Annotated in this window: 10 protein-coding genes; all 10 read left to right on the top strand. The window is 65.0% G+C overall.

Going from position 1 to position 17,292, the window contains the following annotated elements:
• Position 1: 1 nt before the first annotated feature.
• The 10 genes from GII31_RS18130 (at position 2) to GII31_RS18085 (ending at position 17,214) form a co-directional block, all read left to right on the top strand.
• Positions 2-1,378, top strand: coding sequence for an MCE family protein (locus GII31_RS18130; RefSeq protein ID WP_213244764.1), 1,377 nt, complete (start codon positions 2-4; stop codon positions 1,376-1,378).
• The gene (locus GII31_RS18125; RefSeq protein ID WP_213244763.1) at positions 1,375-2,448 is read left to right on the top strand and encodes an MCE family protein; all 1,074 of its coding nucleotides are present in this window, start codon (positions 1,375-1,377) and stop codon (positions 2,446-2,448) included. Before GII31_RS18130 ends, GII31_RS18125 begins: the two co-directional genes overlap by 4 nt.
• Positions 2,449-2,453: 5 nt before the next feature.
• Positions 2,454-3,551 carry an MCE family protein gene (locus GII31_RS18120; RefSeq protein WP_246221942.1) on the top strand — a complete coding sequence of 366 codons (1,098 nt, stop codon included), beginning with the start codon at positions 2,454-2,456 and terminating at the stop codon, positions 3,549-3,551.
• Positions 3,551-4,858 (top strand): MCE family protein, encoded by a 1,308-nt coding sequence (locus GII31_RS18115; protein ID WP_260840088.1) that lies wholly within the window; start codon positions 3,551-3,553, stop codon positions 4,856-4,858. The genes GII31_RS18120 and GII31_RS18115 overlap by 1 nt, the downstream gene beginning before the upstream one ends.
• On the top strand, positions 4,858-6,204 hold the full coding sequence (locus tag GII31_RS18110) for an MCE family protein (RefSeq protein WP_213244760.1): 1,347 nt from the start codon (positions 4,858-4,860) through the stop codon (positions 6,202-6,204). Before GII31_RS18115 ends, GII31_RS18110 begins: the two co-directional genes overlap by 1 nt.
• On the top strand, positions 6,201-7,451 hold the full coding sequence (locus tag GII31_RS18105) for an MCE family protein (RefSeq protein ID WP_213244759.1): 1,251 nt from the start codon (positions 6,201-6,203) through the stop codon (positions 7,449-7,451). Before GII31_RS18110 ends, GII31_RS18105 begins: the two co-directional genes overlap by 4 nt.
• Before the next feature lie 401 nt (positions 7,452-7,852).
• Positions 7,853-8,443 (top strand): hypothetical protein, encoded by a 591-nt coding sequence (locus GII31_RS18100; protein WP_213244756.1) that lies wholly within the window; start codon positions 7,853-7,855, stop codon positions 8,441-8,443.
• On the top strand, positions 8,443-9,351 hold the full coding sequence (locus GII31_RS18095) for a hypothetical protein (RefSeq protein ID WP_213244755.1): 909 nt from the start codon (positions 8,443-8,445) through the stop codon (positions 9,349-9,351). The genes GII31_RS18100 and GII31_RS18095 overlap by 1 nt, the downstream gene beginning before the upstream one ends.
• 374 nt (positions 9,352-9,725) lie before the next feature.
• Positions 9,726-13,220 (top strand): DNA-directed RNA polymerase subunit beta, encoded by a 3,495-nt coding sequence (gene rpoB / locus GII31_RS18090; protein WP_213244754.1) that lies wholly within the window; start codon positions 9,726-9,728, stop codon positions 13,218-13,220.
• A gap of 37 nt (positions 13,221-13,257) precedes the next feature.
• Positions 13,258-17,214 carry a DNA-directed RNA polymerase subunit beta' gene (locus GII31_RS18085; RefSeq protein ID WP_213244752.1) on the top strand — a complete coding sequence of 1,319 codons (3,957 nt, stop codon included), beginning with the start codon at positions 13,258-13,260 and terminating at the stop codon, positions 17,212-17,214.
• The last annotated feature ends 78 nt before the right edge of the window (positions 17,215-17,292 follow it).

Below are 17,292 nucleotides of genomic sequence, written 5' to 3'. Positions count from 1 at the left end.
GATGACCTCAACCGTTCGTCAACGACTCCTCGGTATCCTGTTCCTGCTCATCTGCATCGGCTTCCTGGCATTCACGATCCTGCAGTTCAACAAGGCGTTCACCTCGTTCACCACCGTCAAGTTCACCACCGATTCCGCCGGCAACGCGCTGCCCAACGCCGCCGACGTCAAGGCGCGCGGAGTGATCGTCGGCGAGGTCCGGGACATCACCCCGTCACCCGACGGCAAGGTCGTCGTGACGCTGGGTCTGAACCCCGACATGGCCAAGAAGCTGCCGGTCGAAACAACCGCGCGCATCCTGCCGAAGACCCTGTTCGGCGAACGCTTCGTGGACCTCAAAGTGCCCGACACCTCCGGCGGACCCACGCTGGCCAGTACCAAGAACGCGGTCATCTACACCGACCAGAGCGGCAACGCCAAGGAGATCCAGGAGATGTTCGACAAACTCCTGCCGGTCCTCAAGGCCGTCCCCCCGCAGGATCTCAACATCACGCTGACCGCGCTGTCCAAGGCGCTCTCGGGTCGCGGTGACGAGCTGCGCACCACGATCACCGATCTCAACAAGGTGTTCAGCGGCATCAACAAGGTGCTGCCCGACCTCGAGGGCACGTTGCGGGGTCTGTCGGACTTCTCGCAGACCTATTCCGAGGCGCTGCCCGACATCATCGACGGCCTGGACAATCTGCGCACCACCGGCAACACGATCGTCGAGAAACAGTCCGATCTGCGGAACCTGATCTCGACGCTGGGGGCCGCGGCCACCGACACCACGAGCTGGTTGCGGACCAACCGCAGGGACCTGCTCGACGTCGTCATCAAGGGCGAACCCTTCATGCGCGGTCTGGCGCGTCAGTCGCCGTCGTTCGGCTGCACGTTCGAGAACTTCGCCAGCATCTTCCCCGAATCCGACAGGGTCACCGGCAAGGGCTCGCCCAACCCCGGCCCCCGGGTGAACCTGCAGTTCGTCAACCCGCGCGGGCGCTACCTGCCCAACCAGGACGAACCCCGGTTCTTCGACTACAACCGGCCCGCCACCTGCTTCGGTCCGGCGACCGACAACCGGCCGTTCCCGCAGTATCCGGGAGGTGGGCTCGGTGAGGGCTCCTACCAGCCGCCCTCACGCAACGCCGGCCCCACAACCGTGCCGAACGTGGGCGACGACTTCCCGATCACCCCGCCGAACCAGAACAGCGTGATCCCCGCCGGAACCATCGGCGACACCACGCTGCGAGCCAACCCCTACGACAACGCGGAGTACGTCAATCAGTTGAAGGTCGTGTATGCCAGCACTACCGGCAACGACCCGGATCAGGTTCCCACCTGGGTCACCATGATCGGCGGAATGTCGCTGCAGGGAGCGCAGGTCAACATCCAATGAAATCCATCACCGGACCCCTGATCAAACTCATCGTGTTCGCGGTGGTCACCGTGGTCACGACGTCGATGCTGGCGCTCACGATCGGCAATGTCGGCGGCAGCGGCGACGCTGAGTACAAGGCGATCTTCGACGACGCCGCGATGCTCAACAAGGGTGACGACGTCCGCATCGCGGGCGTGCGGGTGGGCCAGGTGACCGATGTCCGGGTCCACAACCGGAACCAGGCACTGGTCACGTTCAACGCCGACCGCGACCGGCTGCCCGAGGGCACCAACGTCGCGATCAAGTACCGCAACCTCACCGGCCTGCGGTACCTGGCCCTTGAACGCGGCGCGGGCGATCAGCGGGTCACCTACAAGCCCGGCCACGTCTTCGGCACCGACTCCACTACCCCCGCGGTCAACCTCACCGAGCTGTTCAACGGCTTCAAGCCACTGTTTCGCGAGCTGAGCCCGACCGACGTGAACCAGCTCAGCGAGAAGATCATCAACGTCTTCCAGGGGCAGAGCGATGTGATGGCGAGTCTGCTCTCGGACACCGCCGACCTGACCACCGCCCTGGCCGACAAGGACAAGGTGATCGGTGAGCTGATCACCAACCTGACCAAGGTGATGGACACGGTCAACAAGCACAACGACGAGTTCGACTCGCTGTTGGTGAACACCTCGAAGCTGGTCAGCGGTCTGGCGGCGCAACGCGACTCGGTCGGTTCGGCCATCACCTCGGTGTCCAATCTGACCGCGGTCACCTCCGACATCCTCACCAAGACGCGGCCGTCCATCCAGGGCGACATCGCGGGTCTGAAGACGCTGGCCGATCAGGTCAACAAGCGCCAGGACGATGTCGCGCAGGTTCTGACGAATCTGCCGATCAAATTGCAGAAGGTGGGACGTGCGGCCACATTCGGTTCCTGGTTCCAGTTCTACCTGTGCGGCATCGACGTCGTCGCCGGCAACGGCAAGTCAACCTTGCTGACCAAGCCGCTGGTGTCCCTGCCCGACATCAATCATGTGCTGTACACCAGCGCGGCCACCCGCTGCTGGCGTGACAACAACAGGCCCCGGGGGTGAGGAAATTGACACACGAGAACACTCCCGCGGCGGGTGCCGCACAACCGAAGAAGAGCAGGCGATTCGCGGGTCGGAGAAATCCGGTCAGCATCGGTGGCATCGGCATCCTGGTGGTGCTGATGGTCGCGATCTCGGCGTTCTTCCTGAACGAGCTTCCGCTGCTGGGTGCGGGCGCGCGCTACAGCGCCGAGTTCAGTGAGGCCGCAGGCCTCAAGAAGGGGAACGAGGTCCGCGTCGCCGGTATCAAGGTCGGCGAGGTCGACAACGTCGAACTCGACGGCGACCGGGTGAAGGTGACTTTCCGCGCGAACAACACCTGGATCGGCGACCGTACCGAGGCATCGATCCAGATCAAGACGGTGCTGGGGCAGAAGTACCTAGCCCTGACCCCGCTCGGCGATAAGTTGGCCGACCCGGACACACCGATCCCGCTGGACCGGACGGTGTCCCCGTACGACGTCATCGAGGCGTTCTCGGATGCGTCGACCCAGCTGACCGGCGACCCGAACACGGGGGAGTCGGGAATCGACTCCAAGCAACTCGCGCAGTCGTTCAACGCCTTGAGCGATTCGCTGTCGGGTACGGCGGGCAATTTCGCGCCCACCCTCGACGGCCTCTCGCGACTGTCGGAGACCATTGCCAGCCGCGACTCGGAGGTCAAGCGCCTGCTCTCGGCCACCAAGAACACCACCAAGATCCTGGCCGATCGCAACGAGGAGTTCACCCGTCTCATCGCCGGTGCCGGTGAATTGCTCCAGGAGCTGAACAACCGGCAGAAGTCGATCACCAGGCTGCTGGCGACCACCACCTCGCTCAGCAACTCGCTCACCGGTCTGGTCCGGGACAACGAGAAGCAGATCGGGCCCGCGCTCGACGCCCTGGCCGAGACCAACAAGCTGCTGCAACGGCAGAACCAGAACATCCGCGACACCATCAAGTACATGGCGCCCTTCTATCGGCTTTACGGCAACGTCCTCGGGAACGGCCGCTGGCTGGAGTCGGTGGTCACCAATATCCTGCCGCCGGCTCTGCCGCAGCAGAACACCACACGGCCGCCAAACAAGCAGGCCATGCAGAACAACGGCGGAACGGAGGCCGGCTGATGACGGTTCCCGACATGACCCAGACATCGGGCCCGGGCCGCTGGTTCACCCCGCGAACCATTGTGGCGACGGTGTTCGCGCTGATCCTGGCGCTGATCGTCGGCGGTGTCCTGTGGTGGGTGTTCTCCTCGATGGGAGCCACCAAGATCACCGCGACGTTCACACGGTCCGTGGGCATCTACAAGGGCACCGATGTGCGGATCCTCGGTGTCAAGGTCGGCCAGGTCACCGACGTGACTCCCAAAGGGGACAGGGTCCAGGTCAAGATGACCGTCGACCGCGGTATCGACCTGCCCGAGGACGTCAAGGCCGTGCAGGTCGTGCCGTCGGTCGTGGCCGACCGGTATGTGCAGCTCACGCCGGTGTTCCGTGAGGGCGACGCGAAGGCACCCAAGTCGCTGCACCTCACCGTCGACAAGGGGCAGACGATGGTGCCCGTCGAGGTCGACGAGCTCTACCGCGGTATCCAGAACCTCACCGACGCGCTCGGTCCGAACGGGGCCAACAAGCCCGCGAACGGCGAGCAGGAGGGAGCGCTGACCAGGCTGGCCCGGATCGGGGCGGACAACCTCGAAGGAAACGGCGCCAAGCTCGGCGAAACCATCGAGAAGCTGTCGAAGGCCTCGCAGACGCTGGCCGGGTCCAGCGGTGACATCGTCTCGACCATCAAGAACCTGGATGTGTTCGTGGGAGCACTGCGCGAGAACGATCAGCAGGTGCGTCAGTTCAACACGCAGATGGCCTCGTTCAACAAGTACATGGTGGGTGAGCGTGAACAGCTCGGTCTCGCGCTGAACAAGCTGTCGTACGCGCTCGGCGATGTGGCGACCTTCCTCGACGACAACGAGGAGAAGCTCGGCAAGACGGTGCGCGATCTGCAGCCGACCACCAGGGCACTGGCCGACGAGAAGGACAACCTCAAGGAGGTCCTGACGGTGCTGCCGCTGACGATCAGCAACCTGATCAGCGCGTACAACGCCGAATCGGGAACGCTCGACATGCGCCTGACCGTCCCGGATCTGCAGGATCTGCTGGGTGCTGGCTGCCGGACGCTGGATCTGGGCAAGTTGATGCCCGGTGACCCGGCGGCCAAGCAGTGGAGTGCCTCGATGCGGCCGCTCATCGACAACTGCACCAAGGTGGGCAAACAGATCACCAAGGGTGTTCTGGAGCCGACGTTGCCGATCCTTCCGTTCGGCATCATGAGCAACGACAAGCTGCAGCGGAGCCCGGCGCCGGGGACCGTTCCCGGCAACCCCGATCCGCAGCTCAAGCAGACACCGCCGTCGCAGCGTGGGGGCAACTGATGACCAGGATCAGCAGCAGTGGCCGGTCGCGTACCGTCGGACTCGGGGCCGCGCTCGTGGCGGCGACCGTCACGGTGGCCGGTTGTGGCCTCAATATGCAGGAGCTTCCGCTGCCCGGTGGCACCGACACGGGGAGCAATCCGCGCACCTACACCATCCAGTTCGACAACGTGCTCGACCTGGTGCCGCAGTCGCAGGTCAAGAAGAACGGCATCAACGTCGGCCGGATCGTGTCGATCAAGGTGCCCAAGGACTCGTGGCAGGCCGACGTCAAGATCGAGGTCAAGAACGAGGTGAATCTGTCGGAATTGGCGCACGTCGAGATCCAGCAGACCGCCCTCCTCGGCGAGAAGTTCGTGTCGCTGTCGGAGCCGACGGGTTCGCAGAACGCGCCCCGGCAGGATCCCGCACAGCCGATCCGGAACTCGGTCGGCAACGAGCGCACCCGCACCGCCACCGACATCGAGCAAGTGCTCGGTGCGCTGTCGATGCTGCTCAACGGTGGTGGACTCAACCAGCTGACACCGATTGTCAACGAACTGAACAAGGCGCTCGGCCCCGACGGCAAGGAACTGCGTTCGCTGCTGGAGACCGCGCAGACGCTGGTCGCCGGACTGAACCGGCAGCGTGACGACATCGTCAACGCGATCGACGGACTCGACCGGCTGTCTCGGCGCACGGTCGCCCAGACCACGCAGATCGACCGCATTCTCAACGAGCTGCCCGAGGCCGTCCGGGTGCTCGAGGATCAGCGGCCGCAGTTCGTCGAACTGCTCACCAAGCTCGACCGGCTCGGCGAGGTGGGTACCGGCATCCTCACCAAGTCCCGCGACGCTCTGATCACCGATCTGAAGGCGTTGCGGCCGGTGCTCAGCGAGCTGACGAAGGCGGCGCCCGATCTGATCACCTCGGCCCCGTTGTTCCTGACGATTCCGTTCCCGGACGAGATCCTGCCCGCGGTGCACGGTGACTCGACCAACTTGTTCATGACACTGGACCTGCGGATCCTCAACCAGATCGAGGCACTCGGTGTGGGACAGGGAACACCGAAGCACTCGCCGGTCCAGGCGCACCCGTATCCGGTTGATCCGAGCAACCCGTACGTCAACGGCAACGGTCCGCGGGCGGGCTGGCCGACGATCACCCTGATCAACCCGCTGCCCGGTGCGCAGCCCGGTCCGAACACACCGCCCAGTGGCCGCAGATATTCGGCCAAGAAGAAGAACACGGCCGAGTCGGAGTCGAAGTCCCGGGCGAAGACGCAGTATTCGGTCATGCCGGCTCCCGCGGCCGCGGATCAGCGGTTCATCGACGGCCCGCTCTCGATGATCGGGGTAGACAAGTGATCAGCAAGCTAGCCAAAATCCAGCTGATCGCGTTCGCGATCGTCGGCATCGTCGCTGTGGTGTACGCTGGCGCCAAGTACGCGCGCCTGGACAAGTTGTCCGGACTCGGCCAGTACGACGTGACGGTGCAGATGGCCGAGTCGTCGGGCGGCATCTTCAAGAACGCCGAGGTGACCTACCAGGGCACGCCGGTCGGTACGGTCGGCGATCTGAAGCTGACCAAGGACGGCGTCGACGTCATCCTGAATCTCAACAAGAGCGCCCCGAAGGTTCCCGCGTCGGCGAGTGCCGTGATCGCCAACCGCTCGGCGGTCGGCGAACAGTTCATCGACCTGCAGCCGACGTCGTCGGCGGGCCCGTTCCTCAAGGACGGCTCGGTGATCCCGAGGGAGCGCACGTCGATTCCGCCACCGGTCGAAAACATCCTGAACTCGGCGATCAAGTTCACCGAGGAAGTGCCGATCGATGATTTCCACACGGTTGTCACCGAGTTGGGCGAGGCGTTCAACAGGCAGAGTGAGAACCTCGAACGTCTCGTGGACTCGCTGGGTGTGCTGGCCAAGGCGGGTGTCGACTCGTTGCCCGAGACCATCTCGCTGATCGAGAACTCGAATGTGGTGCTGGGTACGCAGGCCGAGCAGAAGGACGAGATCCTGAGCTGGGCCCGCAACCTCGACGTGGTCACCGAGACACTCAAGTCGTCCGATCCGGACATTCGGCGGGTGCTGAAGAACGGTCCGTCGGCGGGTACCGAGTTGTCGGAGTTGTTCCGCAAACACGGTGGTGACCTGACCAAGGTCATGAAGGATCTCGGCACCACGATGCGGACGATCGGGCCTACCGGTTACGCCACCAACACCATCTTCGCGATGCTGTCGGCGCTGTCTTCCGGCAGCAAGAGCGTGGTTCCCGGTGACGGGCAGATCCACTTCGGCATCGTGCTGGAGACCAATAACCCGCCGGCCTGCACCAAGGGCTACGAGAGCACGCAGAAGATCATCGAGGAGATGAAGAAGCGGAACCCGGACTTCGACATCAACTACGACGAGTTTCCGTTCAACACGCAGGCCGAATGCAAGGTTCCGGTGGGCAATCCGACGGGTGTGCGCAGCGCGGCACGCGCCGACCTGGCCAATCCGACGATTCCTCAGCCCTGGGACAACACTCCCAAGAAGGATCCGGACAAGCTCAATCTCAACCCGATCGCGACGCAGCTCGCGGGCCTACTCGGTATCCACGCCAAGTAGCCGAAGGGAGAACCCATGTCGTCCGCTCAGCCGCGGTGGCATGGGTTTTCTCAGCGTGGGGCGCTACAGTGGCCGACGGCCGACGGTGGGCGTGCTCACCCAGGAAGACTCGATGCCCCGTGCGTCGGTGATCCAGGACCTGGATGACCCGTGCCGCGGGGCGGACGATTCGGCGGTGGGCAGGCCCGCTGTCACAGCCAGACCTCAAGGATGACATGACCGACGACAGTTCTCAGCCGGTGAACGAGACCCCCCCTGACGCCCCGGACCCTGACACCCCGAGCCCTGACACCCCGGGCCCTGACACCCCGGGCCCTGACACCCCGGGCCCTGACACCCCGGGCACCGGTTCGGAGACGTCCGCGGAGTCGGCGGATCCTTCGCCCCGGACCCGACTCCTGGTGACGGCTGCGGCCGGGGTGGCCGCGGTGGTTGCCCTGGTGTGTGCGGTGATCTTCGGCATGCACGGCTATGACGTCTACGTCAACCAGAAGCCGACGCAGACCGCCCGCGAGGATTCGAGGATCGGTGCCGAGAACGCCATCGTCAACATCACCACGATCGACCCGGCGAACGTGAAGGACTGGCAGCGGCGGATCGATTCGTCGCTCACCGGTGCCGCGCGCAGTCAGATCACACCCAACGATTTCAAGGCCCTGACCCAGCAGATCGAGTCGGCCGGGACCGGGCAGGTGGCCACGTTGTCGAGCCGGGTGCTGCGTAGCGCGCCGGTGGAGGTGAACGCCGACGAGGGCACCGCAAGGGTGCTGGTGTACGTGGAGGCGACCTCGAAGAAGACCGGTGAGGCCGGCGTCAAACGGTCGATGGGCTTCATGGTGGGAATGACCAAGAAGGGCGACGTGTGGAAGGCGTCGAGCATCGCCTCGCTCGATTCGCTGGCACTGGAGACCGACATCACCAACGCGGGACAGGACCAGACGGGCACCACCGCGACGCCGCAGCCGAGCACAACCCAGGGGGCGGGTAACTGATGATGGCAACGAATCCACGTCCGAAGAAGGCACGCCCGCGTGTTGCGGGTCTCGACCGCGAGGGCAGGCCGATCGCCGACGTATCCGCGGCCGAAACGCCGGATCCGGGTACGTCGCCCGAGCCGGCCGACGGAACACGGAAGCCGGCCGGGCCGCCGAGCCTGGTCAAGCCGTCGTCTCGCCCCGAGAGCCCGACCGACCCCGACAGCTCGACCGACCCCGACAGCTCGACCGACCCCGACAGCTCGACCGACCCCGACAGTTCGGCCGCCGCAGACGGCTCGTCGGGCCCGAAGGCTTCTCCGGTCACCGACGGCCCGGCCGCGACCGGTACCGGATCCTCGTCGTCGGTTCCCGAAACCGCCGCGACGGCCACCCGTGCGCTCCGCGGCCGGTCGCCGTGGTCGGCGGCGATATGGCTGGCCGCGGCTGCGGTGGTGTTCGCCGTCGTCGCGATCGTCGGCGCACTGCATCCGGGTGCGACCATCGGTCCGAACAGGGCGTTCATCGACGAGGCCGCCACCACGGAGCTGGCCTCGCAGGCGGGCAGCAAGGCATGTACCGTGCTCGCCTACGACGGCACGGACTTCAACACCTGGGCCGACAAGGCGCGTTCGGCGCTGACCGGTGAACCGCTCAAGGATTTCAACGAGTATCTACCGACGCAGAAGCAGGCGATCGAGCAGACCAAGGCGGTCGCCGACTGCAAGGTGGACGGCGTGGGCGTGATGGAGCTGACGGGCAGTGGTGAGGGCGCCAGGGCCCACGTGATCATGAACCTGGTGATCAGTCAGTCGCAGAACGGCCAGGCGGCCAACAGCGGGGCGCCCGCGATCGACCTGCGCATGGTGCGCAAGGGCGATACCTGGTTGATCGAACAGGTCGACCAGATCAGCGCGGTGTCGTAGGGCGAGGGCGGGTGTTCGCGGGTGAACAACCGCTGAGAAATCGTGAATGTGGGCGTTTCGCTTGACGCGGAGCTGATCTCGGTCCACTCTGTCTGCAGTGACAGATGAGTGGGTAGCCACCGGCGTCAGCGCCGGATCGTTCCAGAGCCGGATCGCTTCAGGCGTGGGTTGACAAACCGCGCCTATTTTCTGATACAGTTGGACGTTGCGCTGGCTGCCTCCTGTCCATCTTTGATTCTTCCCCAGGCCACATGTGACGCGTCGTGCGTCGCATGAACTTGTGGTTGATGCCGACACAGGTGTGTCTCCAGCGAACGGCCCATCAAGCCGAGCACCGCTAGCTAGGTTCACACTTCGTGTTGGAAGGACGCATCTTGGCAATCAACCGCCAGTCCACCTCAACCATCCCCGGAGCGCCGCACCGCGCTTCATTCGCAAAGATCAGCGAGCCGTTGGAGGTTCCCGGTCTGCTCGATCTGCAGCTCGATTCGTTCGAGTGGCTCGTCGGGTCTCCGGAGTGGCGGGCAAAGGCCCTCACCCGTGGCGTCGAGAACCCGACGGGTGGCCTTGAGGACATCCTGCACGAACTGTCCCCGATCGAGGACTTCTCGGGCTCGATGTCGCTGTCCTTCTCCGATCCGCACTTCGACGAGGTCAAGGCCTCGGTCGATGAGTGCAAGGACAAGGACATGACGTACGCGGCGCCGCTGTTTGTCACCGCCGAGTTCATCAACAACAACACCGGCGAGATCAAGTCGCAGACCGTCTTCATGGGCGACTTCCCGATCATGACCGACAAGGGCAGCTTCGTCATCAACGGCACCGAGCGTGTCGTGGTGAGCCAGCTCGTGCGCAGCCCCGGCGTGTACTTCGACGCCGCCATCGACAAGGCCACCGAGAAGACCCTGCACACCGTCAAGGTGATCCCGGGCCGCGGCGCGTGGCTGGAGTTCGACGTCGACAAGCGCGACACCGTGGGTGTGCGCATCGACCGCAAGCGCCGCCAGCCGGTCACCGTGCTGCTCAAGGCACTCGGCTGGACCACCGAGGAGATCGCCGACCGTTTCGGTTTCTCCGAGATCATGATGTCGACCCTGGAGAAGGACTCCACCTCCAACCAGGACGAGGCGCTGCTGGAGGTCTACCGCAAGCTGCGGCCGGGCGAGCCGCCCACCAAGGAGTCGGCCGAGTCGCTGTTGGAGAACCTGTTCTTCAAGGAGAAGCGCTACGACCTGGCCAGCGTGGGCCGCTACAAGGTCAACAAAAAGCTGGGCCTGACCGCCAATCCGATGGTCGGTGAGTCGACGCTGACCCGTGAGGACATCGCGGCCACCGTCGAATACCTGGTGCGCCTGCACGAGGCCGACCCGCACACGGTCACCTTCTCGTCGGTCACCGGCCCCGAGGGCATCGAGGTGCCCATCGAGGTCGATGACATCGATCACTTCGGCAACCGTCGTCTGCGTACCGTGGGCGAGCTGATCCAGAACCAGATCCGCGTGGGTCTCTCGCGTATGGAACGTGTCGTGCGTGAGCGCATGACCACTCAGGACGTCGAGGCGATCACCCCGCAGACCCTGATCAACATCCGTCCCGTGGTGGCGGCGATCAAGGAGTTCTTCGGCACCAGCCAGCTGTCCCAGTTCATGGACCAGAACAACCCGCTGTCGGGGCTGACCCACAAGCGTCGTCTGTCGGCGCTGGGCCCGGGCGGTCTGTCGCGTGAGCGTGCCGGCCTCGAGGTGCGCGACGTGCACCCCTCGCACTACGGCCGCATGTGCCCGATCGAGACGCCCGAGGGCCCGAACATCGGCCTGATCGGTTCGCTGTCGGTGTACGCGCGGGTCAACCCGTTCGGCTTCATCGAGACCCCGTACCGCAAGGTGGAGAACGGTCACGTCACCGACACCATCGAGTACATGACCGCCGACGAGGAGGATCGTTACCTCATCGGCCAGGCCAACACCTCCTATGGGCTCGACGGCCGCATCACCGACGAGCGCGTCCTGGTGCGGAAGAAGGGCTCGGAGGTCGAGTTCGTCGGCGCCGACGCCGTGCAGTACCTCGACGTGTCGCCGCGCCAGATGGTCTCGGTGGCCACCGCGATGATCCCGTTCCTCGAGCACGACGACGCCAACCGCGCCCTGATGGGTGCCAACATGCAGCGTCAGGCCGTGCCGCTGGTGCGCAACGAGTCGCCGCTGGTGGGTACCGGTATGGAGCTGCGTGCCGCGGTCGATGCCGGCGACGTCATCGTCTCCGAGCTGACCGGTGTCATCGAGGAGGTCTCGGCCGATTACATCACCGTGATGGGTGACGACGGCAGCCGCAAGACCTACCGCCTGAACAAGTTCGCCCGCTCCAACCACGGCACGTGCGCCAACCAGCGCCCGATCGTCGACGAGGGGCAGCGCGTGGAGGTCGGTCAGGTGCTGGCCGACGGCCCGTGCACCGAGAACGGCGAGATGGCGCTCGGCAAGAACCTGCTCGTGGCGATCATGCCGTGGGAGGGCCACAACTACGAGGACGCGATCATCCTGAGCCAGCGGCTCGTGGAGGAGGACGTGCTCACCTCGATCCACATCGAGGAGCACGAGATCGACGCCCGCGACACCAAGCTCGGTGCCGAGGAGATCACCCGCGACATCCCCAACGTTTCCGACGAGGTGCTCGCCGATCTCGACGAGCGCGGCATCGTGCGTATCGGTGCCGAGGTCCGCGACGGCGACATCCTGGTCGGCAAGGTTACCCCGAAGGGCGAGACCGAGCTGACTCCGGAGGAGCGCCTGCTGCGCGCCATCTTCGGTGAGAAGGCCCGCGAGGTCCGCGACACCTCGCTCAAGGTGCCGCACGGTGAGACCGGCAAGGTCATCGGTGTGCGTGTGTTCAGTCGCGACGACGACGACGATCTCGCACCCGGCGTCAACGAACTGGTCCGCGTGTACGTGGCGCAGAAGCGCAAGATCCAGGACGGCGACAAGCTCGCCGGCCGGCACGGCAACAAGGGCGTCATCGGCAAGATCCTCCCGCAGGAGGACATGCCGTTCCTGCCCGACGGCACCCCCGTCGACATCATCCTGAACACGCACGGTGTGCCCCGCCGTATGAATATCGGTCAGATCCTGGAAACCCACCTGGGCTGGATCGCCAAGGCCGGATGGAACATCGACGTGGCCGGCGGTGTGCCGGAGTGGGCGTCGAAGCTGCCCGAGGACATGTACTACTCGGCTCCCGACACCAACACCGCCACCCCGGTGTTCGACGGTGCGCGCGAGGAGGAGCTGACCGGTCTGCTCGGCAGCACCCTGCCCAACCGTGACGGTGAGGTCATGGTCAACGGCGACGGCAAGGCGACGCTGTTCGACGGTCGTTCCGGCGAGCCGTTCCCGTACCCGGTGTCGGTCGGCTACATGTACATCATCAAGCTGCACCACCTCGTCGACGACAAGATTCACGCGCGTTCGACCGGTCCGTACTCGATGATCACCCAGCAGCCGCTCGGCGGTAAGGCCCAGTTCGGTGGTCAGCGCTTCGGTGAGATGGAGTGCTGGGCGATGCAGGCCTACGGCGCCGCCTACACCCTGCAGGAGCTGCTCACCATCAAGTCCGACGATGTCGTCGGGCGCGTGAAGGTGTACGAGGCCATCGTCAAGGGCGAGAACATCCCGGAGCCGGGTATCCCCGAGTCGTTCAAGGTGTTGCTCAAGGAACTGCAGTCGCTGTGCCTGAACGTGGAGGTGCTGTCCTCGGACGGCGCGGCCATCGAGATGGCCGACACCGACGACGAGGATCTCGAGCGCGCCGCGGCCAACCTGGGCATCAATCTGTCGCGCAACGAGTCGGCCACCGTCGACGACCTCGCCAACTGACCCTCACCCCATTGACTGAGCTACTGAAAGGCAACTAGTGCTCGACGTCAACTTTTTCGACGAACTGAAGATCGGCCTGGCCACGGCCGACGACATCCACAACTGGTCGTACGGTGAGGTCAAGAAGCCGGAAACGATCAACTACCGCACGCTCAAGCCGGAGAAGGACGGTCTGTTCTGCGAGAAGATCTTCGGACCGACGCGCGACTGGGAGTGCTACTGCGGTAAGTACAAGCGCGTCCGGTTCAAGGGCATCATCTGCGAGCGGTGCGGCGTCGAGGTCACCAAGGCCAAGGTGCGCCGTGAGCGGATGGGCCACATCGAGCTGGCCGCACCGGTCACCCACATCTGGTACTTCAAGGGTGTGCCGAGCCGGCTGGGCTACCTGCTCGACCTGGCGCCGAAGGATCTGGAAAAGATCATCTACTTCGCCGCCTACGTGATCACCTCCGTCGACGACGAGCTGCGTCATGCGGAGCTCTCGACCCGTGAGGCCGAGATCGAGGTCGAGAAGAAGGCCCTGGCCGATCAGCGCGACGTCGACCTGAACGAGCGCCAGCAGAAGCTGGAGCAGGATCTGGCCGAACTTGAGGCCGAGGGCGCCAAGGCCGATGTGCGCCGCAAGGTCAAGGACGGCGCCGAGCGCGAGATGCGTCGTCTGCGCGATTCGGTCCAGCGCCAGATCGACGAGCTGGTGGAGATCTGGGACAAGTTCACCAAGCTGAGCACCGGCGAACTCATCATCGACGAGAAGCTGTACCGGCAGCTCGACGAGCGTTTCGGTGAGTACTTCACCGGCGCGATGGGTGCCGAGGCGATCAAGAAGCTCCTGGAGATCTTCGACATCGACGCCGAGGCGGAGTTGCTGCGCGAGACCATCCGCAGCGGCAAGGGCCAGAAGAAGCTGCGCGCGCTCAAGCGCCTCAAGGTCGTTGCCGCCTTCCAGCAGTCGGGTAACTCGCCGCTGGGCATGGTGCTCGACGCGGTGCCGGTGATCCCGCCGGAGCTGCGTCCGATGGTGCAGCTCGACGGTGGCCGTTTCGCCACCTCCGACCTGAACGATCTGTACCGCCGGGTCATCAACCGCAACAACCGCCTCAAGCGACTGATCGATCTGGGCGCGCCCGAGATCATCGTCAACAACGAGAAGCGGATGCTGCAGGAGTCGGTGGACGCGCTGTTCGACAACGGCCGTCGCGGCCGTCCGGTGACCGGTCCGGGCAACCGCCCGCTCAAGTCGCTGAGCGATCTGCTCAAGGGCAAGCAGGGCCGGTTCCGCCAGAACCTGCTCGGTAAGCGCGTCGACTACTCGGGCCGTTCGGTCATCGTCGTCGGCCCGCAGCTCAAGCTGCACCAGTGCGGTCTGCCCAAGCTGATGGCGCTGGAGCTGTTCAAGCCGTTCGTGATGAAGCGTCTGGTGGACCTGAACCAGGCGCAGAACATCAAGTCGGCCAAGCGGATGGTGGAGCGTCAGCGTCCCGCCGTGTGGGATGTCCTCGAAGAGGTCATCAACGAGCATCCGGTGCTGCTCAACCGTGCGCCCACGCTGCACCGCCTCGGTATTCAGGCGTTCGAGCCGCAGCTCGTCGAGGGCAAGGCCATCCAGCTGCATCCGCTGGTGTGTGAGGCGTTCAACGCCGACTTCGACGGTGACCAGATGGCCGTGCACCTGCCGCTGAGCGCGGAGGCGCAGGCCGAGGCCCGCATCCTGATGCTGTCGTCGAACAACATCCTCTCGCCCGCCTCGGGCCGTCCGCTGGCCATGCCGCGTCTGGACATGGTGACCGGCCTGTTCTACCTCACCACCCTCAAGGACGGTGCTGTCGGTTCGTACCGGGAGGCCACCACCGACGGTGCGGAGGAGGGTGTCTACTCGAGCCCGGCCGAGGCGCAGATGGCCGTCGACCGCGGTGCACTCACCGTGCAGTCGCGGATCAAGGTGCGGCTGACCGATCAGCGTCCGCCGGCCGACGTCGAGCACGAGGTGTTCCCCGACGGCTGGCGCTACGGTCAGCCGTGGACCACCATCACCACCCTGGGCCGGGTGCTGTTCAACGAACTGCTGCCGATCGAGTACCCGTTCGTCGATGAGCAGATGCCGAAGAAGCGTCAGGCCGCGATCATCAACGATCTCGCCGAGCGCTACCCGATGATCGTCGTCGCGCAGACCGTCGACAAGCTCAAGGACGTGGGCTTCTACTGGGCCACCCGTTCGGGTGTGACGGTGTCGATGGCCGACGTGCTGGTGCCGCCGCAGAAGGCGGAGATCCTCGAACGCTACGAGGAGCGGGCCGACGGCCTGGAGCGCAAGTTCCAGCGTGGCGCGCTGACTCCGGACGAGCGTCGTGATGCGCTGGTGGAGATCTGGAAGCAGGCCACCGAAGAGGTCGGCAAGGTCATGGAGGAGTACTACCCCGAGGACAACCCGATCATCATGATCCCGAAGTCGGGTGCCACCGGTAACCTGACGCAGGTTCGTAACCTGTCGGGCATGAAGGGTCTGGTGACCAACCCGAAGGGTGAGTTCATCCCGCGCCCCATCAAGTCGTCGTTCCGCGAGGGCCTGACGGTGCTGGAGTACTTCATCAACACCCACGGTGCCCGTAAGGGGCTGGCCGACACCGCGCTGCGCACCGCCGACTCGGGTTACTTGACCCGTCGTCTGGTGGACGTCTCGCAGGATGTCATCGTCCGTGAGACCGACTGCGGCACCGAACGCGGCATTCTCGTCGCGCTCGGCGAGAAGCAGCCCGACGGTTCGATCATCCGCGACGCGCATGTGGAGACCTCCGCGTACGCCCGCACCCTGGCGGCCGACGCGACCGACGCCGACGGCAACGTCGTCGTGGAGCGTGGACACGATCTGGGCGATCCGGCGATCGAGGCACTGCTGGCCGCCGGTATCACCGAGGTCAAGGTGCGTTCGGTGCTCACCTGCGGCACCGGCACCGGTGTGTGCGCACATTGCTACGGACGGTCGATGGCCACCGGCAAGCTCGTCGACATCGGCGAGGCCGTCGGTATCATCGCCGCCCAGTCGATCGGTGAGCCCGGCACGCAGCTGACGATGCGTACCTTCCATCAGGGTGGTGTCGGTGACGACATCACCGGCGGTCTGCCGCGTGTCCAGGAGCTGTTCGAGGCGCGCGTACCCAAGGGCGTCGCCCCGATCGCCGAGGTCTCGGGCCGGGTTCGCCTGGAGGACGACGACCGCTTCTACAAGATCACCATCACCCCGGACGACGGTTCGGAAGAGGTTGTCTACGACAAGATCTCGAAGCGTCAGCGGTTGCGCGTGTTCAAGCACGAGGACGGCTCCGAGCGTCTGCTGTCCGACGGCGATCACGTGATGGTCGGCCAGCAGCTCATGGAGGGCTCGGCCAACCCGCACGAGGTGCTGCGCGTGATGGGCCCGCGCCAGGTACAGATCCACCTGGTCAACGAGGTCCAGGAGGTGTACCGGAGCCAGGGTGTGTCGATCCACGACAAGCACATCGAGACGATCGTGCGGCAGATGCTGCGCCGGGTCACCATCATCGATTCGGGTTCGACGGAGTTCCTGCCCGGTTCGCTCACCGAGCGCGCCGAGTTCGAGGCCGCCAACCGCAAGCAGGTCACCGAGGGCGGCGAGCCCGCTGCGGGCCGTCCGGTGCTGATGGGTATCACCAAGGCATCGCTGGCGACCGACTCGTGGCTGTCGGCGGCGTCGTTCCAGGAGACCACCCGCGTGCTCACCGATGCGGCTATCAACAGCCGCAGCGACAAGCTGATCGGTCTCAAGGAGAACGTGATCATCGGTAAGCTGATCCCGGCCGGTACCGGTATCAACAAGTACCGCAACATCCAGGTGCAGCCGACCGAGGAGGCGCGTGCCGCCGCGTACGCGGTGCCGTCCTACGACGACACCTACTACAGCCCGGACGGCACCTTCGGTGCCCCGTCCGGTGCCGCGGTTCCGCTGGACGACTACGGTTTCTCCAACGACTACCGGTAGTCACTGACGGTCTGAAAACCCCTGTGACCCCCGCGCTTTCGGTGCGGGGGTCACAGTCATTCCGGGGCTTCGCATCGC

Origin of the sequence: Gordonia pseudamarae (assembly GCF_025273675.1) — a bacterium.
Classification (GTDB): Bacteria; Actinomycetota; Actinomycetes; order Mycobacteriales; family Mycobacteriaceae; genus Gordonia; species Gordonia pseudamarae.
Note: the sequence above shows the minus strand (reverse complement) of the source record. Positions and strands in the feature narration are given on the sequence as shown.